Genomic DNA, 24,791 nt, shown 5'->3' with positions numbered 1-24,791 from the left:
CCAGCAGACAACCCTTTTCGACGCACTCCATGGTTCACTGCCCACACACCCGGCCTGTTTCTCTTGCGCACGGCGCCCTGCGCTTCGCCCCCATTCCGCATGTCCTTCGCCCGCTGGCGGGTGCTGCGCTCCTGGCGGTCCTCGCCGCCCCTGCCGTGCCAGCGTGGGGACAGGGCGTCGGTGCCGGCGCCCCGGGCGCCGTGCGGACGGCATTGCTGCCCCAGGTGGACGTGGTGGACGAGGCCGAACGCAGTCCGGGCACCTCCACCGTCGTCAGCGGCGAGGCACTGGAGCAAGCGGGCAGCATGAAGGACGTGGTGCGCAACCAGCCGCTGGTCTCGGCCCCCGGCACCGCCGCAGGCACCACCCGCAACCGCAGCAGCTTCGACCGCTCCGGCACGACGGGCTACAACATCCGCGGGATCGAAGGCAACCGCGTGGGCATGGACGTGGACGGCGTGGAAATGCCCGACGCCACCACCCGCCCCTACGTGAGCCGCGTGGGCGCGAACACCTTCGGCATCGGGCGCGACTTCATCGATCCCGAGATGTTCTCCTCGGTCAACATCCTGTCGGGCACCACCTCCGCCAGGCGCTCCGCCGGCGGCATCGGGGGCGCCGTGAGCTTCAAGACCAAATCGGCGAGCGACTACCTGCGGGGCGAACGGACCTCGTACCTGGGCGCCAAGATCGGCTACGACTCGGCCGACCGCGCATGGAACGAGAGCTTCACCGGCGCCGCCCGCAGCGGCGACCTCGATGGCCTGATCTCCTATTCGCGCCGGGACGGCCACGCGGCGCGCAACCACAGCGACGTGGTGAACAGCTACCCCGACGACTGGCACTCGGACGCCCTGCTGCTCAAGGGCGGCCTGCGCGTGGACGGCAGCAACCGGCTGGAACTCTCGGCCGACCTGTACCGCCGCAAGAATGACACCTTCTTCCACGGGTGGAACACCACCAACACGGCCATCACCGAGCAGTCCCGCCAGGCCAGCGACACGGAGCGCAACACGCTGCAGCTGACCCACCAGTGGACGCCGCGCAATGCCTGGGTGGACCACGCGGACACCCGCCTGTACTTCCAGGACACGGGCACCACGGACGTGACCGACACCACCACGCTGGCCACCGGCGCCCTGGTGCGCAATCTTTCCGAGAACCAGACCCGCACCTGGGGCGCGTCCACCACTGCGGACAAACGCATCGGCCGGCACCAGCTGAGCTTCGGCGCCAACGCCTCCACCCAGGACGTGGACCGGCCCTGGAACGTGGCGGGCTACATGAAGCCCCAGCCCGACACCACCACCCGGCGCCTGGGCGCCTTCCTCCAGGACGACATCGCCTTCGATGCGGGCGGCAAGCGGCTTGCCGTGATTCCCGCCCTGCGCGTGGACCGCATCGACATCCAGACCCGCAACTTCGGCAACTTCGTCTCCGGGGTGCTCACCGAGCAGGACGTGAGGCGCCTGTACGGCAATGCGCCCTCCACCACCCTGTGGAGCCCCAGCCTCGGCCTGACCTATGACCTCGCGCCGCGCTTCATCACGTATGCGCAGTACAAGCGCAGCGGTCGCGCGCCGTCGCCGGGCGAGATCTTCGGCTCGTGGAACATGGCCAGCAACTACGCCACGGGCAACCAGTACGCGCTGATCGGCAACCGCGATCTGAAGGAAGAGTCGAGCAACGCGTTCGAGGTGGGCGTCAAGGGATCGCCGGCCGACGGCGTCACGCTCAACAGCTCGGTCTTCTACACGCGCTACCGCGATTTCATCGCCTACACCCGCTACACGCGCGCCAGCGCGCCCAGCCTGTTCACGAACGTGCCTGCGCACATCGGCACCATCTACCAGGCCGAGAACCGCGACGAAGCCACCATCTACGGCTTCGAGCTGAGCGCCCGCCTGGAACACGGCCAGTTGAGCCCGGCGGCCCGCGGCCTGTACACCACCTGGGCGGTGGGCCTGAGCAAGGGCACGTCGCGGTCGCACTACGCCGGCGACAAGGATGTGGCGCTCGACTCCGTGCTGCCACGCAAGGCCATCGTCGGCGTGGGCTACGACGCGCCCATGAAGCAATGGGGCGTGAACTTCACCGGCACCTTCGTGGCCGCCAAGCAGGCAGAGGCCACCAACCGCGACAGCTACACCAACGCGGGTGCGGCGCTCACCGACGCCACCACCCAGCTGTTCCGCGTGCCCGGCTATTCCGTGTTCGACCTGAGCGGCTACTGGCAGGTGAACAAGAGCGTGCGCCTGCAGGCCGGCATCTACAACCTGACCGACAAGCACTATTGGGACTACGCCAGCGCCCGCAGCCTGCAGCCTTCGGTGGCGCGCGACCAGCGCGACATCGAACTGCTCACCCATGCCGGCCGCACGGTGGCGGTGTCGATGTCCGTCGCGTTCTGATCCGCCCGCGCCGGCCTCAGCCGGCCTTCTTTTTCCCCATTCCACAGGAGTCTTCCCATGCCACACCCACTGTCCTTCTTTTCCCACCGTCCTCGCGCCATCCGCCGGGCCGGCATCGCCACCGCCGCCAGCGTGGCGGCACTGCTCGCGGCCTGCGCGGCCCCATCGGCCCCTGCCGGCGACGGCCCGGCGCGGCCGGCGGGCGGCCACGGCAATGCCGCCTTCATCGGTGGCTACGACGCCAACCAGGACGGCCAGGTCACCCGCGCCGAATACGACGCGGTGCGCAAGCAGCGCTTCGCGGCTGCCGACACCAACCGGGACGGCTGGCTCAGCGAAGCCGAATACGTGGCCGAGTTCGAGGGGCGCCTGCAGCAGCAGTACGCCGCCCAGAAGCGCCCGCCCGACGCGGCCCACGCCGCGTCGATCCAGCAGGCCCATGTGCGATTTGGCATCCTGGACAAGAACAAGGATGGCCGCCTGACCGAGGACGAAGAACTCGCCATCGCCGACCGGACCTTCAAAGGCGCGGACACCAACGGCGACGGCGTGGTCAATGCCGCCGACGCCAAGAAGCCTTGAGGCCGCCATCCATGCCTGCCATGCACACCGCCCTTTTCTTGCCGCGGCTGCGGCGCACCGGCCTGGCGCTGGCTCTGGGCCTTTGCGGCCTGGCCCGCGCCCACACGCCCTACCTGCTGCCTGCGAGCTTCGACATCGAGCCCGGCTCCACCGTCAGCGTGGACGCATGCTTCACCGAGAAGTTCTTCCTGCCTGACGTGGCGTTCGGCGACACGCGCTTTGCCATCACCACGCCCGATGGCGGCACGCTGCCGTTCGGCGACGTGCGCCAGTTCAAGACGCGCACCGTGGCCGAGCAGAAGCTGCCCGGCGCCCAGGGCACGTACCGGCTCAGCACCGGCCCGCGCCTGGGCGCGATCTTTCGCAGCTGGGAGCAAGGCGGCAAGGTCGAGGTGGCACGCGACCCCGCCACGCCGATGCCGTCCGGCGCCAGGCTGCTGAGCCACTACCAGTCGCTATCCATCTCCGAGGCCTATGTGACCGCGGGGCCCCCCACGCGGGCCGCGCTGGCGGGCTCGGGCAAGGGGCTGGAGATTGTGCCCGCCACGCACCCGAGCGATCTGTTCGCCAAGGAAGCCTTCGACTTCGCCGTGCAGTTCGACGGCCAGCCGCTGGCCGGGCAGAAAGTGGACCTCTACCGCTCGGCGATGGACCTCGCCAGCCAGCACAGCGCCGAGAGCCTGAAGACCGATGCGCAAGGCCGCATCCACTACGTGCCGCCACAGCCCGGCGTGTACCTGGCCCTGGTGCGCCACCGTGCGCCCGCGCCGCAAGGCGCGGCGGCCCCGATGTACGGCCACAACTACACGCTGACCTTCCGGGTACTGGCCCCGTAGCGCGGGGGCGTCAGCCCCGCATCAACGCCTCGATCTCGTCCGCCTTCACCGGCACGCCGCGCGTGATCAGCTCGCAGCCGCCGTCGGTGACGATGGCGTCGTCCTCGATGCGGATGCCCAGATGATGGAAGGCCTCGGGCACGCCCGGGGCCGGGCGCACGTACAGGCCCGGCTCGATCGTCAGCACCATGCCGGGCCGCAGGATGCGGCTGGGGCGGTTGGCGATGGTCTCGCCCGAGAGCGGGTCCTTGCGCTCGCTGACCTGCCCGACCTCGGACGGCTCCACGTAGCTGCCGCAGTCGTGCACGTCCATGCCCAGCCAGTGGCCGGTGCGGTGCATGTAGAACTGGAAGTAGGCGCGGCTGTCGATCACGTCCTGCGCCGTGCCCACGGTGTTCCTGTCGAGCAGGCCCAGGTCCAGCATGCCCTGCGCCAGCACGGCCACCGTGGCGTCGTGCGGGTCATTGAAGCGGGCGCCGGCCCGGGTCGCCGCGATGGCCGCGTCCTGGCTGGCCAGCACCAGGTCGTACAGCGCGCGCTGCGGCCCGGAGAAGCGGCCGTTGGCGGGAAAGGTGCGCGTGATGTCGCTGGCGTAGCCGTCGAGTTCGCAGCCCGCATCGATCAGCACCAGTTCGCCATCGCGCACCGGGGCGGCGTCGGCGCGGTAGTGCAGCACGCAGGCATTGGCGCCGGCGGCGACGATGGAGTTGTAGGCCAGGCACTGCGAGCCGGCTTCGCGGAAGGCATGCAGCAGTTCGGCGTCCAGGTGGTACTCCCGGACGTCCTCGCCCGCACGCAGCATGCGCGCGCTGCGCTGCATGGCGCGGATGTGGGCCTGGGCGCTGATGGCCGAGGCGCGGCGCATGGTGTCCTGCTCGTGCGCGTCCTTCACCAGCCGCATTTCGTCGAGCAACGTGCACAGGTCGTCCTGCTGCGCCGGGCACAACGCGCCGTAGCGCACCCGTGCGCGCACCTGGTTCAGCCAGCCCTCCACGCGCGCGGCCAGGCCGGTGTGGATGGCGAACGGGTACCAGACCCGGGTGCGGTTTTCGAGCAGGCGGGGCAATTGCGACTCCAGCACGGCGGCCGAGTGCGCGGCGTCCACGCCCAGCGTGCCCACGGCGGCCTCGGGGCCCAGGCGGTAGCCGTCCCAGATCTCGCGCTCCAGGTCCTTGGGCTGGCAAAACAGCGTGCTCTGGCCCTGCGCCGTGATCACCAGGCAGGCGCCCGGCTCGGTGAAGCCGGTGAGGTAGTAAAAGTAGCTGTCGTGCCGGTACAGGAAGTCGCTGTCGCGGTTGCGCGGGCGCTCCGGGGCGGTGGGCACGATGGCGATGCCGCCTTCGCCGAGCATCGAAGCAAGGCGGGCGCGGCGCTGGGCATAGAGGGAGTTCTGTGGGCTCATGCAGGCATTCTCAGGGCATCGGCTGGGGAGCATTTGCAATTCCACTGGGCAAATTACATTTCGAATCACTGCAGGCACGCGCCGCCCCGGCGGTGCCCGCAAAGCGTTCGAGAATGGCGGGCTCCCCTCTCCTGGATCGCGCATGTCCGGTTTCGCCCCGCTGCAGTTCATTTTGACGACCTTCCTGCCGCTGCTGGGCCTGGGGTTGACGGTGGCCCTGCTGGGCTACGGCGCCTATGCCCTGTGGATCGATGTGCCGCAAAAGCTGGTGCTGTCGCGCCGGGCCCTGCTGGTGCTGTGCGGCGTGGCGCTGCTGTGCAACGCATGGTTGGGGCTGCGCCTTTACCTGTCGCACAGCGAGCGGCAGGAATGGAAGGACGGCGCCGTGCACCGTGCCAGCCGCGAGCGCTTCGCGCTGGCGCAGGATTTCCAGTACGGCGAGTTGCTGATCCCGGCCGGCAGCCTGGTCAACCGCCAGGACCCGTTCGACAAGGGCGAGCCGTTGCGCCCCGTGGCGCTGCATGGGCTGGAAGCGGTGCGGTTTTCGCAGCCGGTGCTGGTGGCCGGGGTGTGGGCCAGCGCGCTGCAGATCAACCCGCTGCGCGTGGAGCTGGCGCAGGACCAGCGCATCGGCCCGCTCTACCGCTACGACGCGGCCAGCCAGGGCTGGGTGGCCAACAAACTGGTGCCCGCGCTGGCCTGCAAGAAGGGCCAGATGGCCGTGTTCCAGGTGCCGCACATTCCCTACGACGTGCCGGCGGAGGTGGGCAAGCCGCCACCGGACGGCCCCGCCGCGCGCTTTCTGCCCAGCCAATGGCTGTTCCGCAACTGCGAGGCGGCGCCGCCCATTGCCGTGCAGCCCGCAAACGGCAGCACCGCACCGGCCCAGTGATCGCAAGGCGCCGAAAAGGGCCGCCCCGACCCCTTAGCGGTTGAGCTGCGCCAGCCGCTGCGGCGTGCCCACATCGGTCCAGCGGCCGGTGTAGAGCGATGCGGTGACGCGGCCCGCATCCATGGCCCGGCGCAGCAGCGGTGCCAGCGCAGCGCTGATCCCCGTCGGATTGCCGGCGGGCACATCGCACCAGGGCGCGCCGAACAACTCCGCCCGCAGCAGTGCGAGGGTGCTGTAGGTGTAGCGCGGCGCGGTGCTGTCGGCCGGCAGGTTCAGCGCCAAGCCGGCGTCCGACCGGCCAAAGTCCCCGCGCGGGTGGTGCTCCGGGTTGGGCACCAGCCACAGGTGGGCCAGCGCGGTGCTGGCGGCAAAGCGCTGCGCGGCATCGGCCGCGAACACGAAATCGGGCGCAAACACATCGCCCGCCGCCAGCCAGAAGACGGGCCCCAACTGCGGCAGCGCCCGCGCGATGCCGCCGGCGGTCTCCAGCGCACCACCGAAGTCGCGGCCTTCGTGCGAGTATGAAATCGATAGCAGGCTGCCGTCGGATTCATTGCCCTGGAGGCCGAAATGACCCCCAAACCGCTCGCTGATCTGCTCGCCCAGCCACGCCGTGTTGATGACGGCGCGTGGCACGCCCGCCTGGGCCAGCGCACGCAGGTGCCACTCCAGCAGCGGCACGCCCTGCACCGCCAGCAGCGGCTTCGGGCACGCATCGGTCAGCGGGCGCATGCGCTCGCCGCGGCCGGCGGCCAGCACCATGGCGGGAATCTGCGCGCCTCCCTGGACCGGCAATGGGGTCTGCACGGCCGCGGTCATGCCGCAACGCCCTGGGCCACCGCGCCGCGCTGCAGCGCATGCCGCTGCGCCCGTGCCGGCTCGAACAAGGCCAGCAGCGCGGCCATCAGCGACTCGGCCTTGGTCGAATGGTCGCCGCCGAAATTGCACACGTACACATCCAGCGTGACCGCGCCCAGTTCGGGCCAGGTGTGCACACACAGGTGCGACTCGGCCAGCAGCAGCGTGGCCGTCACGCCGCCCGGCCCCTGCGCGGTGGCCGGGAAGGTGTGGAACAGCTGCCCCACGGCCTGCAGCCCGGCCGCCTGCACGGCGCCGGCGCAGGCACGGCCCAGCGCGGCAGCATCGGTCAGCCAGTGCGGCGCGCAGCGGCATTGCTGGAGATCGGCGGTGAGGTGCAGGCCTTGCATGGGGCTGCACTGTAGTGCATCGGGGCCCGGGGACGGAGCCCCGGGAGCCGCCCCGGTAAAATGCCGGGTTTTCCCCCCACAGCCCCCTTCCGGAGCCGCCCCTGATGGCCAATTCTCAACAAATGGCGAATGCGATCCGCGCACTCGCAATGGATGCAGTTCAACAGGCCAATTCCGGCCACCCCGGCGCCCCGATGGGCATGGCCGACATGGCCGTCGCGCTGTGGGGCCGCCATCTGCGGCACAACCCCGCCAACCCGCACTGGCTGGACCGCGACCGCTTCGTGCTGTCCAACGGCCACGGCTCCATGCTGCTGTACGCGCTGCTGCACCTCACGGGCTACGACTTGGCCCTGGAGGAGCTGAAGAACTTCCGCCAGCTGCACAGCAAGACGGCCGGCCACCCCGAATACGGCATCACGCCCGGCGTCGAGACGACCACCGGCCCCCTGGGCCAGGGCATCACCAACGCCGTGGGCTTCGCGCTGGCCGAGAAGCTCCTCGCCAAGGAATTCAACCGCGACGGCCATGCCGTGGTGGACCACCACACCTACGTCTTCCTGGGCGATGGCTGCCTGATGGAAGGCATCAGCCAGGAAGCGCTGTCGCTGGCAGGCGCCTGGAAGCTCAACAAGCTGATCGCGCTGTACGACGACAACGGCATCAGCATCGACGGCCAGGTCGCTCCCTGGTTCGTGGACGACACCCCGGCCCGCCTGCGCGCCTGCGGCTGGAACGTGATCGGCCCCGTGGACGGCCACGACGTCGAGGCCGTGGCGGCCGCGGTGCAAAGCGCCAAGACCTCCACCGACAAGCCCACGCTCATCGTCTGCAAGACCGCCATCGGCAAGGGATCGCCCAACCGCGCGAACACCTCCAAGGCCCACGGCGAACCCCTGGGCGCCGACGAGATCACGCTCACGCGCAACGCCATCGGCTGGAGCCACGTGCCCTTCGAGATCCCGGCCGAGGTCTATGTCGACTGGAGCGCCAAGGACACCGGCGCCCAGGCCGAAGCCGAATGGCAGCAGCGCTTCGACGCCTATGCCGCCGCCTTCCCCGAGCTGGCCGCCGAATTCACCCGCCGCATGGCCGGCGACCTGCCCAAGCACTTCGCGCAGACCGCTGTGGACACCGTGGTCGGCATGCACACCAAGGGCGAAACCGTGGCCAGCCGCAAGGCCAGCCAGCTGGCCCTGGAAGCCTTCACCGCGCAACTGCCCGAGCTGCTGGGCGGCAGCGCCGACCTGACCGGCTCCAACCTCACCAACACCAAGAGCACGCCGGCCCTGCGCTTCGACGAACACGGCGACGTGCAGCAGGTGGAAGTGAACGTGGGCGCCGAGACGGTGCGCGTCGGCGGGCGCCACATCAACTACGGCGTGCGCGAATTCGGCATGGCCGCGATCATGAACGGCATCGCCCTGCACGGCGGCTTCATCCCCTACGGCGGCACCTTCCTCACGTTCAGCGACTACAGCCGCAACGCCATCCGCATGGCCGCGCTGATGAAGCTTCGTGTGGTGCACGTGTTCACCCACGACTCCATCGGCCTGGGCGAAGACGGCCCGACCCACCAGTCGATCGAGCACGCCGCCAGCCTGCGCCTCATCCCGAACCTGGACGTGTGGCGCCCGGGCGATACGACCGAAACCGCCGTCGCCTGGAGCGTGGCCCTGTCCAACCGCACCCAGCCCACGGCCCTGCTGCTGTCGCGCCAGAACATCGCCTATGCCCCTAAGCGCGACCTGGGCGACATCAGCCGCGGCGCGTACGTGCTGTCCGAGCCGGCCGACGTGGGCATCAAGAAGAAGGCCCAGGCCGTCATCATCGCCACGGGTTCGGAAGTGCAACTGGCGCTCAAGGCGCAGCAACTGCTGGCCACGCGCAAGATCGCCGTGCGCGTGGTGTCCATGCCCAGCACGACGACCTTCGACCGCGAAGACACCAAGTACAAGCAATCCGTGCTGCCCGCCGGCATCCCCCGCATCGCGGTGGAGATGGGCGTGACGGACGGCTGGTGGAAATACGGCTGCGCCGCCGTGGTCGGCATCGACACCTTCGGCGAATCGGCCCCGGCGCCGGTGCTGTTCAAGCACTTCGGCTTCACGGAAGAGAACGTGGCCGATACGGTGCAGGCGGTGCTCAAACGATAGTCATCGACCAGTACGGATTGACCCATCGTTTTTCAAGAACAGCGCATTTTTCGCTCATGTTTAATTGATTGAATGAATGACGTACAGCAAGCGAGCCAAGATATTCCTTTTCGGCGTCCTTGGCTTGATTGCTGCCTTTCTGCTGTTCTTGATTTTTGCCTGGTCTACTTTTGATGTTTCAGAGGCCGGCCGCCATTCAATGGCATACCAATTGGCGGCTCCCGGACATCTCCGCGATGTGGAGATCATTGGAGAATGCAGACCTCCAAAATATCGATGGAAGGGACGCGACGGAATGGGAGTGCCATTCAGCTCTTTGAATTACGGCAGTTCGGCGCCAACCACTGATATTTTCAAAATTTATCGCCAAGCATTTGCAAGCCATTCATGCAAGATTGAAACCTCGATACCCGAATCCAAATCAGGGAATCTATTGATTTTATTTTGCGACAGCCAGAATCTCTCTTCAATTCAAATTTTTATTGCGGACAATTCGAAATGCAGTGACATAGTTATTAGCTTCATCGGAAATAATTAAATCGGGAGAGAAAATGGCGAATTTCCAGACGATATGGAGCAACCATCCTGGCGTAACGAGAGAAAAGCCACTGCTTAACGTGGCGACGTATGAAAATCAGTGTGCTGTGAATGTAGCCGCTGCGCTGATGCGTTCTGGATACGATCTCAGTACATTCAGAGGCACAAGGTCTTGGCAAAAAGATGCCGTCAAATACCCATTGCGAGCAGAAGAGTTAGTTTCATGGCTCGATACGGCTGCATCCAAGTTACCTAGCAGAGCCATCAGGTTCACAGGCAAGCAGATTGCCGACAAGCAGACAGGGCAGGATGTTTTCAAGATTCTCAATGGCAAAACGGGCATCCTCTTTTTCAAAAACTATTGGGGACCTGGCCGGCAGGGAGATCATATCGACCTATGGAATGGCTCTAGGATGACGGCCCTTAGTTCCTGGGTTCGTGTCCAATTCGGCATTTCGCTAGATGGCTATTGGTCTGACTATTTGAAGGCAGAAGAGGCAATGTTCTGGAATATCCCATGAGGCATTTTTTATTTATTCTTTCAGGGACTATAGCTGCGGGCTTTTTGGCATATTGGGGCATGTTTCATGCGTTTGCCGCTTGGTATGGCCCCCGCTACATTAAAAATGATAACGACATAGGCGATCTCATCATTTTGTCGTTGGGAATATGTTGCCTGCTCTCCATTCTAGGAGGGTGGGCAGGACACCGAATTTATAAAAATCGACTTTAAAAACCGTCGTTTTCTATTCATTTACCGAAAATCTACCTATTTCTTGATGAGCGCAAAATACAACCATTCGCTTTTAAGCTCGCAAAGAGACCAAAGCAACAAATTTCATATACATCATTCATAAAGGGTAATTCCATGACAATCAAGATTGGCATCAATGGCTTCGGCCGCATCGGCCGCATGGTGTTCCGCGCCGCCGTGCAGAACTTCTCCGACATCGAAGTCGTCGGCATCAACGACCTGCTGGAGCCGGATTACCTGGCGTACATGCTCCAGTACGACTCGGTGCATGGCCGCTTCAAGGGCACCATCGCGGTGGAGGGGAACACCCTGGTCGTCAACGGCAAGAAGATCCGCCTCACGCAGGAACGCGACCCGGCGCAGCTCAAGTGGAACGAAGTCGGCGCGGACGTCGTGATCGAGGCCACGGGCCTGTTCCTGACCAAGGAAACGGCGCAAAAGCACATTGACGCGGGCGCGAAGAAGGTCATCCTGTCGGCACCGTCCAAGGACGACACGCCGATGTTCGTGCATGGCGTGAACTGCAATTCCTACGCCGGCCAGCCCATCATCTCCAACGCCTCGTGCACCACCAACTGCCTGGCCCCCGTGGCCAAGGTGCTGAACGACAAGTGGGGCATCAAGCGCGGCCTGATGACCACCGTGCACGCCGCCACCGCGACGCAAAAGACCGTGGACGGCCCGTCCAACAAGGACTGGCGCGGTGGCCGCGGCATCCTGGAAAACATCATCCCCAGCTCCACCGGCGCCGCCAAGGCCGTGGGCGTGGTGATCCCTGCGCTCAACAAGAAGCTGACCGGCATGTCGTTCCGCGTGCCCACCTCCGACGTGTCGGTGGTGGACCTGACCGTCGAGCTGGAAAAGCCCGCCACGTACGCCGAGATCTGCGCTGAAATGAAGTCGCAGTCGGAAGGCGCGCTCAAGGGCATCCTGGGGTACACCGAAGACAAGGTGGTGGCCACGGACTTCCGCGGCGAAAGCTGCACCAGCGTGTTCGATGCCGATGCCGGCATCGCCCTCGACGACACCTTCGTGAAGATCGTGTCCTGGTACGACAACGAATGGGGCTACTCCAACAAGTGCCTGGACATGGTGCGCGTGGTGTCTTCCCGCTGAGACAGCAGCGCCCGCTCGCCGGACCATCGGAACGCGCCTTCGGGCGCGTTTTTCTTTGGGCGAATGGTTTGTGCCGCCATTGGCCGCTTCGCCTCCGCCCAGCGGCATGAACCTGAATGGCATCGGCAGGAACGCTCGCAACCGTTGCTTTCGGATGCATTGCTCACGTTTCGTCGGACATTGCCCACGCGGCCTGCTGCGATGGGCCTACGCCGGGCGGCAGGCCCAGCCCGAACAATCGGAACCCTGTCGCCAGGGGCACCCATCACCGGGACCCGCCCCGAAGCGCCATTCCATCCCTGTCCGGAGAAAAACACCATGCCGACCTTCACCTTGATCCGAACTGCCACTGCCGTGCTGGCGCTGGGCGCGCTTGCCGCCTGCTCCTCCACCCCCAAACCCACCGAGCAGATGGCCGTGAGCCGCACTGCCGTGGACCGCGCGACCACCGCGCCCAAGGTGGCCGCCAACGCCCCCGTGGAACTGCAGAGCGCCCGTGACAAGTGGACCCAGGCCCAGCAGGCCCTGGACAGCAAGGACTACACGCGCGCGCGCCGCCTGGCCGCCGAAGCGGAAGCCGACGCCCGCGTGGCCGAGACGAAGGCCGAAGCCACGGACAACGCCGCCACGCTGCAGCAGGTCAAGACCAGCATCCAGTCGCTGCAGGACGAAATCACCCGCCGCGCGCCGCCCGTCCCCGGTGCCATGCCACCGCCCCCTCCCGCGCCAGTGCCCATGGCCGCCCCCATGCCTGCACCCATGCCCGGTGCCGTGCCTCCGGCCCGCTGAGGCGCCGGGCCTTCGGGCCCGCCTTCCTGACCGGCCGCCGACACCCACGCGCCACCGCGGCGCGGCCGCCCATCCCCCGATTTGAAGGACACCACCATGCAGTCATCCAACCTCCGCCGCACCTCTACCCTGGCCGCTGCCCTGCTCGCCGCCGGCCTGCTGGCCGCCTGCGCGTCGCCCGGCCCCCTGCCGGCCGTGGAGCAGGCCCGCTCCGCCGTGAACCGTGCCGCCACTGATCCGGCCGTGAACCAATACGCCCAGCTCGAACTGAAGGCCGCCACCGACACGCTGGCCCGCGCCGACCATGTGCTGCGCGACGAGAAGGACGAGTCCGAAGCCAACCACCTGGCTTACCTGGCCACCCAGCGCGCTGCCATCGCCACCAACACGGCCCAGGCCCGCCGCCTGGACGCCGAGATCAAGCAGGCCGGCAGCGAGACCGACCGCCTGCGCCTGGAAGCGCGCACCCGCGAGGCCGAAGCCTCGGCCCGCAATGCGCAGGTCGCCCAGGCCCGCGCCATGACGGCCGAGCAGCTCGCCGCGCAGCAGCAGGCGCAAGCCCGGGCCGCGCAGGACCGCGTGCGCCATCTCGAAGCGCAGCTGCGCGAGATCGAAGGCCAGCAGACCGAGCGCGGCCTGCTGGTCACGCTGGGCGATGTGCTGTTCGCCTTCAACAAGGCCGACCTGTCGGCCCAGGCCGGTCCGCGCCTGGACAAGCTGGCCAACTTCCTCAAGCAGTTCCCCGAGCGCAAGCTGCTCATCGAGGGCTACACCGACAGCGTGGGCTCGGACAGCTACAACCAGGAACTGTCGGAGCGCCGCGCCCAGGCCGTGCGTGACGCGCTGGTGCAGCGCGGCGTGGACACCAGCCGCATCACGGCACGCGGTTACGGCAAGTCGTACCCCGTGGCCGAGAACGGCTCGCCCGAAGGCCGTGCCATGAACCGCCGCGTCGAGATCGTGATTGCCGACGCACAGGGCAACCTCAAGGGCCGTTAAAGTCCAGCGACCCGCGGGCGGAACACCGCCTGCATCGACCGCCGCCGTTTCCCTGCATCTGCCGGGCACGGCGGCTTTCTTTCGTCCCCCACCCTTCTGGATCCGATCCGCCATGCACCCCGACTTGCCCGATGCCGCACGCCATGTGCTGACCTTCTGGTTCGAGGAAACCACGCCCCAGCAATGGTTCGCCAAGGACGCGGCGTTCGACGCCGCCATCCGCGAACGCTTCGCCCGCCTGCACCACGAGGCGGCGCAAGCCGAGCTGTGGGACTGGCGCGCCACGCCGCAGGGCCGGCTGGCGGAGGTGATCGTGCTGGACCAGTTCTCCCGCAACCTGCACCGCGACAGCACCCAGGCGTTCGCGCACGACGGCATGGCCCTGGTGCTCGCGCAGGAGGCAGTGGCGGCCCAGGCCGACGCCGCCTTGCCGCCCGCGTGGCGCGCGTTTCTCTACATGCCTTACATGCACAGCGAGTCCGCTGCGGTGCAGGCGCGATCGGTCGCGCTGTTCACGCAGCTCGGCAACGCCAACAACCTCGACTTCGCGGTGCGGCACCGGGACATCGTGGCGCGCTTCGGCCGCTTTCCGCACCGCAACGCCGTGCTGGGCCGCCCTTCGACGCCGCAGGAGACGGCCTTCCTGCAGGAGCCCGGCAGCGCGTTCTGAGGGGCGCTGTTGCGGGGCACGCCTCTGCGCCCTTCAGCGCCCCTGCATTTCGGCGAAGCCCTTGGCGGCCTCCTGCACATCGGGCGGGAAGTCCGACATCTCCTGGATCTGCCGGACCTCGATGGTTTCGTTGCCCGACGCCGGGCAGCGCGAGGCCCAGGCGATCGCCTCCTCCCGGGAGCCTACCTCGATGATCCAGAACCCGCCCAGCACCTCGGCCACGCCGGGAAACGGCCCGGGCTGCACCTTGGGGGCACCGCCTTCGAAGGTGATGCGCACGCCCGCCGACGGTGGGTGCAGGCCTTCCAGCGACCGCAGAACGCCGGCGGCCTGCAGGCTTTCGTTGTAGGCCATCATGGCCGCGACGGCGTCGGCCTCGGGCACGGTGCCGGGCGCGGCGGATTCATAGCCGTGGGGAATCATCAAGAGCATGAATCGCATGGCAAGGCCTCCGGGGCAGGGTCAGGACTCGGTGGGGGGAATGGCGCCGGGCTCCATGAACATGACCTCCCACAGGTGCCCGTCCGGATCCTCGAAGCCGTGCTGGTACATGAAGCCGTGGTCCTGCGCCGCGCGCGGCGCCTTGCCGCCGGCGGCGATCGCCTGGCGCACGATCTCGTCCACGGCCGCCCGGCTGTCGCGCGACAGGCAGATCAACACCTCGGTGGTGCGGTGCGCGTCGCTCACGGGCTTGTCGGTGAAGGTCTGGAAGAACGGCTGGGTGAGCAGCATGACGAAGCTGTGCTCGCTCACGATCATGCAGGTGGCCTTGTCGCTGGTGAAGCGCGGGTCGAAGCGAAAACCCAGCGCGGTGAAGAACGCGACGGACCGGGGTAGGTCCTGGATGGGCAGGTTCACGAACATCTGGGTGGCCATGGACATCTCCAAAAAAAGGGCGGGGCTTGTGTACGCCGTTCACAAACCTTAGCAGACACAATGGACAGCGTCCACATCGACAAACCCGCATGACCGAACCCGCCTCGCAGGCCCCGAACCCGCCCCCCAAAGCCACGCCCCTGCGCCAGACCTACCGCCACGGGGATTTGCGCCGCGCCCTGCTGGACGCGGGCGTGGCGCTGGCGCGCGAGGGCGGCCCGCAGGCCGTGGTGCTGCGCGAGGCCACGCGCCGGGCGGGCGTGGCGCCCAACGCGGCCTACCGCCACTTCGCCAATCGCCAAAACCTGCTGGAGGCCGTGCGCGCCGTCGCGCTGGCCCGCGTGGCGCGGGCCATGGAAGCCGAGCTGGCCGCCATCCCCGCCGGCCTGGCGCCGCCCGATCAGGCCCGGCGCAGCCTGCGCGCGGTGGGCACCGGCTACCTGCGCTTCGCACGCGAGGAGACGGGTCTGTTCCATGCCGCCTTCGCCGCTTCGGGCGACATCGGCCCCGAAACGCCGCACCATGCCGACAAAGGCGGCGCGACCGGGCTCGACCCGTTCCAGCTGCTGGGCGCCGCGCTGGACCGCATGGTGGCGGCCGGCGTGCTGCCTGCCGAGCGGCGGCCCGGGGCGGAGTTCCTGGCCTGGTCGGCGGTGCACGGCCTGGCCCTGCTGGTGATCGACGGCCCCCTGGGCCGCGCGGTGGGGCCGCAGATGGACCGGGTGGCCCGGCGGCTCCTGGACATGGTGGAAAAAGGCCTGTGATCGGCAGGCCTTTCCAGCCTGCAAGGTTCATGGCCCGATCGGCCTCCAGCGCATATGTTGCTAGGGCATAGTGCTATATTTTTAGTAGCACAGCAGATTTTCATTGCGGCCCGCCGCACATCACTGTAAATTCATACAGTGATTCTCGACGCCAAACTCGCCATCCTCGCCGACGCCGCCAAGTACGACGCCTCGTGCGCCTCCAGCGGCGCGGCGCCACGCAACTCCGTGGGCGGGCGCGGCATCGGCTCCACCGAGGGCTCGGGCATCTGCCACAGCTACGCGCCGGACGGGCGCTGCATCTCGCTGCTCAAGATCCTGCTCACCAACTTCTGCCTGTACGACTGCCTGTACTGCGTGAACCGCGTGAGCAGCAACGTGCAGCGCGCGCGGTTCACGGTGCAGGAGGTGGTGAACCTCACGCTCGACTTCTACCGGCGCAACTGCATCGAGGGGCTGTTCTTGTCCAGCGGCATCATCCAGAGCCCCGACTACACCATGGAGCTGGTGGTGGAGGTGGCCCGCGTTCTGCGCGAGGAGCACGATTTTCGCGGCTACATCCACCTCAAGACCATTCCCGATGCCTCGCCCGAGCTGATGCAGCGCGCCGGCTGCTACGCCGACCGCCTGAGTATCAACGTGGAACTGCCCACACCGCAGGGCCTGGCGGCGCTGGCACCCGAGAAGGACGGCGCCGCCATCCGCCGCTCGATGGCGCGCATGGCCGGGCACATCGCCGATGCCCGGCAGTCCCGGCGCGAGCAGCAGGGCGCCGCGCAGGTCGTCTCGCTGCCCGGGAGCACGCGGCGGGCCGCCGCGCCGCATTTCGCCCCGGGGGGCCAAAGCACGCAGATGATCGTGGGCGCGGATGCGGCGGACGACCGCACTATCCTGGCCACGAGCGCGCAGCTGTACGGCGGCTTTCGCTTGCGGCGCGTGTACTACTCGGCCTTCAGCCCCATTCCGGACGCCTCGCGTGCGCTGCCGCTGGCCGCCCCGCCCATGGTGCGCGAGCACCGGCTGTACCAGGCCGACTGGCTGATGCGCTTTTACGGCTTCGCGCACGAGGAGATCGTTCCCGCGCGCCAGGGCGGCATGCTGTCGCTGGACATGGACCCCAAGCTCGCCTGGGCCATCGCGCACCCGGAGCGCTTCCCGGTCAACCTCAACACCGCCCCGCGCGAGATGCTGCTGCGCGTGCCCGGTCTGGGCGTGGGCTCGGTGGACCGGCTGCTGGCCTCGCGCCGGGTGCGGCGCGTGCGGCATGCCGACCTGTCGGGGCTGCGCGTGCCGCTCAAGAAGGTGCTGCCGTTCGTCGAGACGGTGGACCACCGGCCGGGGCGCCTGCTCGATTCGGGGCACCTGCAGGCGTTCTTCGCCACGCCGGCACGGCCGGTCCCGCTGGCGGGCGCACCCGCCGCCCCCGCGCCGCCCGTGCAGGCCTCGCTGTTCGGCTGATGGACGACGCCACCACCACAGCCACCGATGCGGTCACCACCGTGACCCTGGGCCACGCCACCGACTGGGCGGGCTTTCGCGCGGCGGCGCGCACGCTGCTGCAAGGCGGCCGCCCGCCACAGCAGGTGCAGTGGTTCACGGCCGCGGACGCGGCGGGCGACCTGTTCGCCGAGGGGTCCGGGGAGGCCGGCCCGGCGGCAGCGGACGATGCCGCGCGCGCGCCGGGCGCATCCTTTTCGCCCGATGCACCGCCGCCCGCCTCCCCACCGCGGGTGCCACGCGAATTCCTGCAGCGGTGCGAGCGCGTGGTGCTGCACCGCGACCCCGGCCGCTTCGCGCTGATGTACCGGCTGCTGTGGCGGCTCGCGCACGAGCCGGGCCTGCGCCATGACCCGCTGGACCCCGACCGCCTGCGGCTGCAGCACCTGGACCGCGCCGTGAAGCGCGACATGCACAAGATGCGCGCCTTCGTGCGGTTCCGGCCCGTGCCCGAGCCCGACGGCGGCACGCTGCACATCGCCTGGTTCGAGCCGGACCACTGGATCACCGAGGCCAACGCGCCGTTCTTCGCACGCCGCTTCACCCAGATGCGCTGGGCCATCCTCACGCCGGACGCCAGCGTGCACTGGGACGGCCAGCGGCTGCACCAGGGCCCGGCGGCGCAGCGCAGCGACGCGCCGCCACCGGACGCGGGCGAGGCGCTGTGGCTCACCTACTACCGGAACATCTTCAACCCCGCGCGCCTGAAGCTGGACATGATGCGCAAGGAGATGCCCACGCGCTACTGGAAGAACCTGCCCGAGGCCACGCTGATCGGCGAACTCGCGCAGACGGCGCAGGCCCGCAGCACGCGCATGGTGGAGGCGCCCGGCACCGTGCCGCGCCGGCGCATCGCGGCAGGCCCCGGCCGCGCCGCCGCCAGGCCTGCGGAATAAAAAAGCCCCGCGAAAGCGGGGCCGTGGCGGTTCGGTGTCCGGAGGGCCGGGGCCCGCACAGGCCTGGAGCTGCAGGGCCCTGCCGGACTCACTCGGTCGCGGTGCGGATGGTCTCGCGGCCGTGGCGGTCCTTGAGGCGGCCCAGGTCGGTGTCGAGGGCGCGGGCCGCCTTTTCGACCGCGCTGGTGAAGGCATCGGCCAGCTTGTCGGCGTCCGCGCTGGCGGCGACGGGCGGACGGCCCGCCGCGCGGGCTTCCACCACGCAGCGCTTGTCGGCCGCGCCGGACTTGCCGGCATCCACATCGGACAGGAAGACCTCCACGCGGGTCAGGTGGTCGCGAAAGCGTGCAAGCCGGCTGTTGGTCTCGTCATGGATCCACTGGGCCAGCGATTCGCCGCCCTGGATGTAGTCGTCGGTGTGCACCTGTACTTGCATAGCGTTGCTCCTTTTTTCCAATGGCGCCCGGCAGGGGCCGGGCAAGACGAAAGGGCGGGACCGGCGCGTGGATGCCGCGTTCCGGCCACCACCCGTGGGCATCGTCGCACATTGCAGCGCCGGGCCACCGCAACGCGCGGCGCCGCGGGGCTGTCGGGCAGGCGCCCACGGCGGGAGCGGCCGGTTCCTACAGCCGGTCCCGGGGGCGGGTGTTACAACGGTCGGATGCCTTTTGCCCTGACCTGCGGCGCATCCGTTCGCCGCCGATTCTCCTTCGCGGACCGCTGAGCATGTCCACTTCCAAGCGCCTCAAGATCGGCCTGTCCGCCTGCTTCTCCCACGCGGACCCCGCTCGCTCGCTGTTCACCAACAAGACGCTGCAGTATGTGGAGCAGTCGATCGCCCACTGGATCATGTCCGCCGGCGCGATGGTGGTGATGGTGCCCTGCCCCACCGGCGAGACCGCGCGCGGCGACGTCACCCTGGCGCACTACGCGGACTGGCTCGATGGCGTGGTGATGCACGGCGGGTCCGACGTATGGCCCGGCACCTATGGCGAGGTCCCGCTCAAGGACGCCTGGCTGGGCGACCGCATCCGCGACCTGTACGACCTGGCGGTGGTCGAAGCCTTCGAGCAGGCCGGCAAGCCCATCTTCGGCGTGTGCCGGGGTCTGCAGCTGATCAACGTGGCCTTCGGCGGCACGCTCTACCAGGACATCGAAACCCAGCACCCCGGCGCCCAGCAGCACCGCAACGCGGTGACTTACGACCAACATTTCCACGAGGTGGAATTGGTGCCCGGCACCCGGCTGTCGCAGATGTATCCGAGCCAGCAGCGCGTGGTGGTCAACAGCATCCACCACCAGGGCATCAAGAACCTCGCGCCGGGCTTCGAGATCGAGGCCTGGAGCCATCCCGACGGCGTGCCGGAGGCGATCCGGCGGCGCCCGCAGCGCGGGCGCGGCTACATCGCCGCCACCCAGTGGCACCCGGAATTCTTCAAGCCCGGCTCGTCGCAGACCATGGACGACGCGCCCATCCTGGAGGACTTTTTGGCGGCCTGTTCGCGCTCCAAAGTGCGTCCGTTGCCGGGCCACAGCCCCTTCCAGATCCGGGATCGTGCCGCTCGACTGCTCCGGCAGGCACTTTTGCTGCGCCGCTGAGAGGCGCGCGCTACCTCAACCGTAGCTATCAAAAACGATAGCAACCCCGCCAGACAGCGCAGCGCAGGGGCCTCTGTTTCGCGTTGCAATAATCAATGCGGGGCTTTCCGGCAAATTGTTTCCATTTGTTATCAACACGGAGGCCTACCGTGTAAATGTGCAATAACTGTGTCCGGAGACAGTGCAGCTTGGAGAGCTGCAAGACGACGTAGACCACTGTCCCATCGAAATTTTCTTCCTGCAACGAATAGGGGAAAGCGATGCAAACGAGACCGTCAGCCGCAGGCGCCACGCCGCGCGGAACCCACACCGACCCGTCCCCCAGACTGCCGTTGCGCGCGATGCCTGCCGCGGTGGCCTTGTCCTGCCTGGCCCTCGTGGCCGGGCCCGGCACCGCGGCGGCGGACACCCTCACTGGCAACCTGCAGGCGACCATGCGCATCAGCACGGGCTGCGTCATCTCGGGCAGTTCGGGCGGGCAGTCCGGCGTGAGCTTCGGTACGCTGGACTTCGGCACCCAGCCCGCGACGTTCTCCGGCACCGTGAGCGCGGCCCCCACGGGCGGCGCCGGCGGTGCGGGCACCACGCAGATCCTGTGCTCGCCCGAGATCACCGTCATCAGCGTGACGGTGGGCGGCGGCCTGCATGCCGGCCAGGGCGCCGGCGTGGGCGTGGGCACGCGGGCGATGAACTCCGCGTCGGCCTACATCCCCTACGAGGTCTACCAGGACGCGAGCCACACCACGCCCTACCCGCTCAACACGCCCGTGGCGAATGTCGCCATTCCCACGGCAGGCGCGGCGTTCAATTTGCCCATCTACGGGCAGGTCAACAAGACCGGCAGCCAGTCGCTGCCCTTCGGAGCCTACACCGACACGCTCGGGGTCACGCTGACGTTCTGACAGCTCGGCGGCCGGCCACGCGCCCGGCCCGCCCGGAGGAAATCCATGATGCAAGCCATCGGACGGCATGGGCCCATGCACGCCCTGGAAAGCCCTGCGCGTCGGTTCCGCAGTCCGCACGCCACCCCGGCGGGCGTGCGCAAAGCCGCCTCGGTGGCGGTGCTCGCGGCGTTGCCGGCGTGGGTCGCCGTGCCCGCCGAAGCCGCCACGCCCATCGCCACCACGGCCACGATTCCGGTGAGCGCGACCGTAGCGCGCGGCTGCCAGATCTCGGGCAGCGCGCAGACCACCGGGCTCTCGTTCGGCCTGCTCGACTTCGGCGTGCATTCGCCCGTGCGCACCGGCACCCACAGCGTCATGGCCACGGGCGGCTCCGGCACGCAGGCCCAGGTGCTGTGCACGCCGGGCACCACGCTGCGGGTGACGGTCGGCAGCGGCCTACACGCCAGCGGCGCGCAGCGCCGGCTCTCCAACGGCTCGCAGTTCATTCCCTACGCGCTCACGCTGGTGGCGGCCGGCTCGCCGGTCCTGCTGCCCAATGTGGCGGCGGACATGGCGCTGGGCGCCACGCCCACGGCGCTGCCCATCCAGGCCACCGCGACGTTCCCGGGCTCCGGGCTCAGCGCCGGCACCTACACCGACACCGTGCAGGTGACCCTGTCGTGGTGATGCGGCACCGCTTCCTCGCGCTGGCCCTGGCCTGCCTCTGCGGCATCGGCCCGGGGAGCGCGCCGGCGCACGCGGCCACTCCGATCATGATCTGGCCTGTGGACCCGGTCATCACGGGCCCGCAGCGCGCGGTGGCGCTGTGGCTGGAAAACCGCGGCGCCGAGCCCGTATCGATGCAGGTGCGGGTGTTCCAGTGGCGCCAGACCGACGGGCAAGACCGCTTCGAGGCGCAGCGCGAGGTGGTGGCCAGCCCGCCCATCAGCCAGATTCCGCCAGGCCAGCGCCAGATGGTGCGCCTGCTGTCCACGCAGCCAGTGCCGGCGCGCACCGAGCAGGCCTATCGCGTGCTGGTGGACGAACTGCCCGCCGCCACGCCCCCGCCGCCCCCGGACCCGCCCGCACCAACACCTCCCTCGGCCGGCGCATCGCGCACGCCGCAGGCGCTGCCCAGCGACGCGGCAGTGGCCGTGCGCCTGCAGATCCGCTATGCGATCCCGCTCTTCGTCTACGGGCAGGACACGCTGCCGCAGCGCCTGTCCGATGCGCGGTCGCTGGTCGATGGCACCGCGGTCGTCACGCCCGAGCTGTCGTGGGCCCTCACGGGCGCAGGCCGTGCCAGCCAGGTCGTGGTGCACAACCACGGCGCATCGCACGCGCGCATCACCTCCGTCGCCTGGACGCGCGGCGGCAGCCCCGTGGCGCCGCCCAAGGACGTGCTGAACTACGTGCTGCCCCATGGCCAGATGCCGCTGGACCTGGCGCCGCCGCCCTCACCCGACCACGACCTGATGGTGACGGTCAACGGGCGCGAAGCCCAGCTGCCCCGTGCATCGCAATGAACCGCGCCCCTCTCCGCTGCGCACCCGCATCGCCCGGTGGGGGGTGCTGGCGGCATGCCTGCCGCGCCTGCTCAGCGCCAGCGACTATCCGGTGCCGGACGCGCATGCCGGCGCCCCGGTCACCCTGTTCCTGGAGATCGTGGTCAACGGAAGGACCACCGGCGAGGTCGTCAAGGTGCAGCACAGCGGCCCCCACTACGAGATCGATGCGGAAACGCTGCGCGAGCTGTCCCTGCAGACCCCCGAGCCGGACGGCGCTCCCGTGGCCGTGGACACCCTGCCCGGCGTCTCGGCGCAGTACGACAGCCTGGGCCAGCGCCTGCTGCTGCAGGTGCCGCCCGAGTGGCTGCCGATGCAGGACCTGGCCGACCACAGCCGCACGCAGCTGCCGCTGGGCGGAGGCAGCGGCCTGCTGTTCAACTACGACGCCTACACCATGACCACGCAGGGCCGCACCACCTCGTCGGTCTGGTCCGAGGCCCGGTACTTCGGCGAGCCCGGCGTGGTGTCCAGCACCGGCATCCTGCGCCGCGGCGCCACCGGCATGTCGACCGGCTTCGTGCGCTACGACACGCAGTGGACCCGGCCCGAGACGCAGGAGGCCACGCAGACCGTGTACGGCGACGTCATCACCGGCTCGCTGCAGTGGAGCACGCCCGTGCGGATGGGCGGCGTGCAGTGGTCACGCAACTTCAGCATCCGGCCCGACCTGGTGACCTATCCGCTGCCCGCCTTCTCGGGCCAGGCGGCCGTGCCCTCGGCGGTGGACGTGTTCATCAACGGCTTTCGCGCGGCCAACCGGGCCGTCGCGCCGGGCCCGTTCACGCTGGGCGAGCTGCCCACGGTGAACGGCTCGGGCACGGCCTCGGTGGTGACCACCGACGCGCAGGGGCGGCAGGTGCTGACCTCGGTGCCGTTCTACGTCAACACGCAGCTGCTGCGCCCGGGCTGGACCGACTACTCGCTGTCGCTGGGGGCGCTGCGGCGCGCCTACGGTTTTCGCAGCCTGTCCTACGGCCGGCCGCTGGCCTCCGGCGTGTACCGCCAGGGCATCACCGAGGCGTTCACCCTGGAAACCCAGGCGCAGGCGGGCCGCGGGCTCGGCGTGGCCGGCGCGGGCGGGCTGCTGCGGCTGGGCCTGCTGGGGGTCGCCAATGCCTCCGTCACGCGGGGGCAGGCGCAGCGCGATCGCGGCGGCTGGCAAGTCGGCCTGGGCTACCAGTTCCAGAGCACGGGCGGCGGCATTTCCATGCAGCAGCTGCAGCGCACGCCCGGCTACGGCGATGCCAGCACCTACGCCGATGACGGCTTTCAACTGCCGCGCCGCACGCGGCAGCTCGATGCCAGCCTGAACGTGGCGCGCGGCTCGTTCAGCGTGGGCTGGGTGGACCTGCAAAGCCGCGAGGGCCAGCGCAGCCGGCTGGCCTACGCCGGCTACAGCACGCCGCTCGGGGACCGCAGCTACCTGTCGTTCACCGCCGGCCGCACCCTGGAGACGGGCCAGACGCAGATGCGCCTGCAGCTCACCTACGTGCTCGGGCCGCAGTCGAGCGCGCAGACCGCCGTGGCCCGCTACGGCGACGGCACCACGCAGGCCCAGGCCAGCGTGCAGCGCACCGTGCCGTCAGACGGCGGCTTCGGCTGGAACCTGGGCCACACCGTGGGCGGCCAGGCGAACCGCTACAGCCAGGCCTCGGCGCTCTACCGCGGCGACAGCATGACGGTGCAGGGCGGCGCCTACGGCATGGCCGGCCACGGCACGCGCTTCGCGGGCGCGGCCGGATCGATCGGGCTGATGGACGGCTACGCCTTCGCCTCCAACCGCATCAGCGACGGCTTCGCGCTGGTGTCCACGGACGGCATGGCGGACGTGCCGGTGCTCTTCAACCACCAGCGGGTCGGCCGCACCAACGCCCGCGGCTACCTGCTCGTGCCGGAGGTGCCGGCCTACTACGAAGGCCGCTACGAGATCGACCCGCTGGCGCTGCCGGCGGACGTGCACACCCCCAGCCTGGAAAAGCGCGTGGCGGTGGCGCGCGGCACCGGCACCCTGGTGCGGCTGCCGGTGATGCGCGTGCGCACCGCCACCATCACGCTGGTGGACGGCCGGGGCGCGCCGCTGCCGGCCGGCACCGCCGTGGTCCACGAGCAGGGCAACGTGCCCACGGTGGTGGGCTGGGACGGCGTGGTGTACCTCACCGCGCTGCAGGCCCGCAACACGCTGGTGGCCCGCCTGCCGGACGGAGAGGTGTGCCGCGGCGCATTCAGCGAACAGGCCTACGCCGGCACGCGCGACCTGCGCGTGGTGTGCCGCACGGGCGACGCGCCGGCCGACGCCGGCCCGGAGATGCAATCGTGACCCCGTCCGGCCGTCGGCCCTGTTGCCTCGCCGGGGTG

At 68.9% G+C, this 24,791-nt stretch carries 25 protein-coding genes; 19 read left to right on the top strand and 6 right to left on the bottom strand.

Annotated elements, in window-relative coordinates:
• Nucleotides 1-29 precede the first annotated feature (29 nt).
• Genes M5C96_RS01405 through M5C96_RS01395 form a run of 3 tightly spaced genes read left to right on the top strand, consistent with a single transcriptional unit; the run spans nt 30 to nt 3,829 of the window.
• On the top strand, nt 30-2,411 hold the full coding sequence (locus tag M5C96_RS01405; protein ID WP_272566708.1) for a TonB-dependent hemoglobin/transferrin/lactoferrin family receptor: 2,382 nt from the start codon (nt 30-32) through the stop codon (nt 2,409-2,411).
• Between the two features lie 57 nt (nt 2,412-2,468).
• Nucleotides 2,469-2,993 carry an EF-hand domain-containing protein gene (locus tag M5C96_RS01400; RefSeq protein ID WP_272566706.1) on the top strand — a complete coding sequence of 175 codons (525 nt, stop codon included), beginning with the start codon at nt 2,469-2,471 and terminating at the stop codon, nt 2,991-2,993.
• A gap of 20 nt (nt 2,994-3,013) precedes the next feature.
• Nucleotides 3,014-3,829 carry a DUF4198 domain-containing protein gene (locus M5C96_RS01395; protein ID WP_272566705.1) on the top strand — a complete coding sequence of 272 codons (816 nt, stop codon included), beginning with the start codon at nt 3,014-3,016 and terminating at the stop codon, nt 3,827-3,829.
• Between the two features lie 10 nt (nt 3,830-3,839).
• On the opposite strand, the gene M5C96_RS01390 is transcribed toward M5C96_RS01395, so the two are convergent.
• Nucleotides 3,840-5,231 carry an aminopeptidase P N-terminal domain-containing protein gene (locus M5C96_RS01390; RefSeq protein WP_272566704.1) on the bottom strand — a complete coding sequence of 464 codons (1,392 nt, stop codon included), beginning with the start codon at nt 5,229-5,231 and terminating at the stop codon, nt 3,840-3,842.
• Between the two features lie 142 nt (nt 5,232-5,373).
• On the opposite strand from M5C96_RS01390, the gene M5C96_RS01385 reads away from it, so the two are divergent.
• Nucleotides 5,374-6,123 (top strand): hypothetical protein, encoded by a 750-nt coding sequence (locus M5C96_RS01385; protein ID WP_272566702.1) that lies wholly within the window; start codon nt 5,374-5,376, stop codon nt 6,121-6,123.
• 33 nt (nt 6,124-6,156) lie between these two features.
• Here M5C96_RS01385 and M5C96_RS01380 read toward each other — a convergent pair whose 3' ends face one another.
• Nucleotides 6,157-6,942 (bottom strand): nucleotidyltransferase family protein, encoded by a 786-nt coding sequence (locus M5C96_RS01380; RefSeq protein ID WP_272566701.1) that lies wholly within the window; start codon nt 6,940-6,942, stop codon nt 6,157-6,159.
• Nucleotides 6,939-7,331 (bottom strand): adenosylmethionine decarboxylase, encoded by a 393-nt coding sequence (speD, locus tag M5C96_RS01375; protein ID WP_272566700.1) that lies wholly within the window; start codon nt 7,329-7,331, stop codon nt 6,939-6,941. Before speD ends, M5C96_RS01380 begins: the two co-directional genes overlap by 4 nt.
• Nucleotides 7,332-7,435: 104 nt before the next feature.
• Between speD and tkt the strand changes: the two genes are divergently transcribed.
• The 7 genes from tkt (at nt 7,436) to M5C96_RS01340 (ending at nt 14,352) form a co-directional block, all read left to right on the top strand.
• The gene (gene tkt / locus M5C96_RS01370) at nt 7,436-9,487 is read left to right on the top strand and encodes a transketolase (RefSeq protein WP_272566699.1); all 2,052 of its coding nucleotides are present in this window, start codon (nt 7,436-7,438) and stop codon (nt 9,485-9,487) included.
• Nucleotides 9,488-9,563: 76 nt separating this feature from the next.
• Nucleotides 9,564-10,025: a hypothetical protein gene (locus tag M5C96_RS01365; protein ID WP_272566698.1), complete on the top strand. Its 462-nt coding sequence runs from the start codon at nt 9,564-9,566 to the stop codon at nt 10,023-10,025.
• 13 nt (nt 10,026-10,038) lie between these two features.
• Complete coding sequence (locus M5C96_RS01360; RefSeq protein WP_272566697.1) at nt 10,039-10,545, top strand: type VI secretion system amidase effector protein Tae4; 507 nt, start codon at nt 10,039-10,041, stop codon at nt 10,543-10,545.
• 347 nt (nt 10,546-10,892) lie between these two features.
• Entirely contained in the window at nt 10,893-11,894 is a 1,002-nt protein-coding gene (gene gap / locus M5C96_RS01355) for a type I glyceraldehyde-3-phosphate dehydrogenase (RefSeq protein WP_272550521.1), read from the top strand.
• Between the two features lie 318 nt (nt 11,895-12,212).
• A complete protein-coding gene (locus tag M5C96_RS01350; RefSeq protein ID WP_272566695.1) occupies nt 12,213-12,683 on the top strand; it encodes a DUF4398 domain-containing protein in 471 nt (156 codons plus the stop codon).
• A gap of 96 nt (nt 12,684-12,779) precedes the next feature.
• Nucleotides 12,780-13,682 (top strand): OmpA family protein, encoded by a 903-nt coding sequence (locus M5C96_RS01345; RefSeq protein WP_272566694.1) that lies wholly within the window; start codon nt 12,780-12,782, stop codon nt 13,680-13,682.
• Nucleotides 13,683-13,794: 112 nt separating this feature from the next.
• Nucleotides 13,795-14,352, top strand: a complete 558-nt coding sequence (locus M5C96_RS01340; protein ID WP_272566693.1) for a DUF924 family protein — start codon at nt 13,795-13,797, stop codon at nt 14,350-14,352.
• A 33-nt stretch (nt 14,353-14,385) separates the two neighbouring features.
• Here the strand turns inward: M5C96_RS01340 and M5C96_RS01335 are convergent, their stop codons facing one another.
• Entirely contained in the window at nt 14,386-14,793 is a 408-nt protein-coding gene (locus M5C96_RS01335; RefSeq protein WP_272566692.1) for a YciI family protein, read from the bottom strand.
• Nucleotides 14,794-14,814: 21 nt separating this feature from the next.
• Entirely contained in the window at nt 14,815-15,228 is a 414-nt protein-coding gene (locus M5C96_RS01330; protein ID WP_272566691.1) for a VOC family protein, read from the bottom strand.
• Between the two features lie 89 nt (nt 15,229-15,317).
• On the opposite strand from M5C96_RS01330, the gene M5C96_RS01325 reads away from it, so the two are divergent.
• From M5C96_RS01325 to M5C96_RS01315, 3 genes are all read left to right on the top strand, one after another.
• On the top strand, nt 15,318-15,992 hold the full coding sequence (locus M5C96_RS01325) for a TetR/AcrR family transcriptional regulator (protein WP_272566690.1): 675 nt from the start codon (nt 15,318-15,320) through the stop codon (nt 15,990-15,992).
• A gap of 138 nt (nt 15,993-16,130) precedes the next feature.
• On the top strand, nt 16,131-17,450 hold the full coding sequence (locus M5C96_RS01320; RefSeq protein WP_272566689.1) for a putative DNA modification/repair radical SAM protein: 1,320 nt from the start codon (nt 16,131-16,133) through the stop codon (nt 17,448-17,450).
• Nucleotides 17,450-18,385 carry a TIGR03915 family putative DNA repair protein gene (locus M5C96_RS01315; protein ID WP_272566688.1) on the top strand — a complete coding sequence of 312 codons (936 nt, stop codon included), beginning with the start codon at nt 17,450-17,452 and terminating at the stop codon, nt 18,383-18,385. The genes M5C96_RS01320 and M5C96_RS01315 overlap by 1 nt, the downstream gene beginning before the upstream one ends.
• An 88-nt stretch (nt 18,386-18,473) precedes the next feature.
• On the opposite strand, the gene M5C96_RS01310 is transcribed toward M5C96_RS01315, so the two are convergent.
• Nucleotides 18,474-18,821, bottom strand: a complete 348-nt coding sequence (locus M5C96_RS01310; RefSeq protein WP_272566686.1) for an HPF/RaiA family ribosome-associated protein — start codon at nt 18,819-18,821, stop codon at nt 18,474-18,476.
• A 290-nt stretch (nt 18,822-19,111) separates the two neighbouring features.
• On the opposite strand from M5C96_RS01310, the gene M5C96_RS01305 reads away from it, so the two are divergent.
• The 5 genes from M5C96_RS01305 (at nt 19,112) to M5C96_RS01285 (ending at nt 24,753) form a co-directional block, all read left to right on the top strand.
• Nucleotides 19,112-19,984: a gamma-glutamyl-gamma-aminobutyrate hydrolase family protein gene (locus M5C96_RS01305; protein ID WP_272566685.1), complete on the top strand. Its 873-nt coding sequence runs from the start codon at nt 19,112-19,114 to the stop codon at nt 19,982-19,984.
• A 260-nt stretch (nt 19,985-20,244) separates the two neighbouring features.
• Nucleotides 20,245-20,886: a Csu type fimbrial protein gene (locus M5C96_RS01300; RefSeq protein WP_272566684.1), complete on the top strand. Its 642-nt coding sequence runs from the start codon at nt 20,245-20,247 to the stop codon at nt 20,884-20,886.
• Nucleotides 20,887-20,931: 45 nt separating this feature from the next.
• Nucleotides 20,932-21,555: a Csu type fimbrial protein gene (locus tag M5C96_RS01295; protein WP_272566683.1), complete on the top strand. Its 624-nt coding sequence runs from the start codon at nt 20,932-20,934 to the stop codon at nt 21,553-21,555.
• On the top strand, nt 21,555-22,394 hold the full coding sequence (locus M5C96_RS01290; RefSeq protein WP_272569873.1) for a fimbrial biogenesis chaperone: 840 nt from the start codon (nt 21,555-21,557) through the stop codon (nt 22,392-22,394). Before M5C96_RS01295 ends, M5C96_RS01290 begins: the two co-directional genes overlap by 1 nt.
• The gene (locus tag M5C96_RS01285) at nt 22,381-24,753 is read left to right on the top strand and encodes a fimbria/pilus outer membrane usher protein (RefSeq protein WP_272566682.1); all 2,373 of its coding nucleotides are present in this window, start codon (nt 22,381-22,383) and stop codon (nt 24,751-24,753) included. The genes M5C96_RS01290 and M5C96_RS01285 overlap by 14 nt, the downstream gene beginning before the upstream one ends.
• Nucleotides 24,754-24,791 lie beyond the last annotated feature (38 nt).

Source organism: Acidovorax sp. GBBC 1281 (genome assembly GCF_028473645.1).
In the GTDB taxonomy this organism is placed as follows: domain Bacteria; phylum Pseudomonadota; class Gammaproteobacteria; order Burkholderiales; family Burkholderiaceae_C; genus Paracidovorax.
The sequence above is the reverse complement of the archived record's forward strand: the minus strand, read 5'-3'. Positions and strand labels throughout refer to the sequence as shown.

Coding starts and splice junctions, on each gene's coding strand:
- M5C96_RS01330 (WP_272566691.1), bottom strand. CDS start 15,228: ATGGCCACCCAGATGTTCGTGAACCTGCCCATCCAGGACCTACCCCGG.
- M5C96_RS01315 (WP_272566688.1), top strand. CDS start 17,450: ATGGACGACGCCACCACCACAGCCACCGATGCGGTCACCACCGTGACC.
- M5C96_RS01345 (WP_272566694.1), top strand. CDS start 12,780: ATGCAGTCATCCAACCTCCGCCGCACCTCTACCCTGGCCGCTGCCCTG.
- M5C96_RS01300 (WP_272566684.1), top strand. CDS start 20,245: ATGCAAACGAGACCGTCAGCCGCAGGCGCCACGCCGCGCGGAACCCAC.
- M5C96_RS01335 (WP_272566692.1), bottom strand. CDS start 14,793: ATGCGATTCATGCTCTTGATGATTCCCCACGGCTATGAATCCGCCGCG.
- M5C96_RS01400 (WP_272566706.1), top strand. CDS start 2,469: ATGCCACACCCACTGTCCTTCTTTTCCCACCGTCCTCGCGCCATCCGC.
- M5C96_RS01395 (WP_272566705.1), top strand. CDS start 3,014: ATGCACACCGCCCTTTTCTTGCCGCGGCTGCGGCGCACCGGCCTGGCG.
- M5C96_RS01385 (WP_272566702.1), top strand. CDS start 5,374: ATGTCCGGTTTCGCCCCGCTGCAGTTCATTTTGACGACCTTCCTGCCG.
- M5C96_RS01295 (WP_272566683.1), top strand. CDS start 20,932: ATGATGCAAGCCATCGGACGGCATGGGCCCATGCACGCCCTGGAAAGC.
- M5C96_RS01350 (WP_272566695.1), top strand. CDS start 12,213: ATGCCGACCTTCACCTTGATCCGAACTGCCACTGCCGTGCTGGCGCTG.
- M5C96_RS01290 (WP_272569873.1), top strand. CDS start 21,555: ATGCGGCACCGCTTCCTCGCGCTGGCCCTGGCCTGCCTCTGCGGCATC.
- M5C96_RS01340 (WP_272566693.1), top strand. CDS start 13,795: ATGCACCCCGACTTGCCCGATGCCGCACGCCATGTGCTGACCTTCTGG.
- M5C96_RS01305 (WP_272566685.1), top strand. CDS start 19,112: ATGTCCACTTCCAAGCGCCTCAAGATCGGCCTGTCCGCCTGCTTCTCC.
- tkt (WP_272566699.1), top strand. CDS start 7,436: ATGGCCAATTCTCAACAAATGGCGAATGCGATCCGCGCACTCGCAATG.
- M5C96_RS01405 (WP_272566708.1), top strand. CDS start 30: ATGGTTCACTGCCCACACACCCGGCCTGTTTCTCTTGCGCACGGCGCC.
- M5C96_RS01310 (WP_272566686.1), bottom strand. CDS start 18,821: ATGCAAGTACAGGTGCACACCGACGACTACATCCAGGGCGGCGAATCG.
- M5C96_RS01365 (WP_272566698.1), top strand. CDS start 9,564: ATGACGTACAGCAAGCGAGCCAAGATATTCCTTTTCGGCGTCCTTGGC.
- M5C96_RS01360 (WP_272566697.1), top strand. CDS start 10,039: ATGGCGAATTTCCAGACGATATGGAGCAACCATCCTGGCGTAACGAGA.
- M5C96_RS01325 (WP_272566690.1), top strand. CDS start 15,318: ATGACCGAACCCGCCTCGCAGGCCCCGAACCCGCCCCCCAAAGCCACG.
- M5C96_RS01390 (WP_272566704.1), bottom strand. CDS start 5,231: ATGAGCCCACAGAACTCCCTCTATGCCCAGCGCCGCGCCCGCCTTGCT.
- speD (WP_272566700.1), bottom strand. CDS start 7,331: ATGCAAGGCCTGCACCTCACCGCCGATCTCCAGCAATGCCGCTGCGCG.
- gap (WP_272550521.1), top strand. CDS start 10,893: ATGACAATCAAGATTGGCATCAATGGCTTCGGCCGCATCGGCCGCATG.
- M5C96_RS01380 (WP_272566701.1), bottom strand. CDS start 6,942: ATGACCGCGGCCGTGCAGACCCCATTGCCGGTCCAGGGAGGCGCGCAG.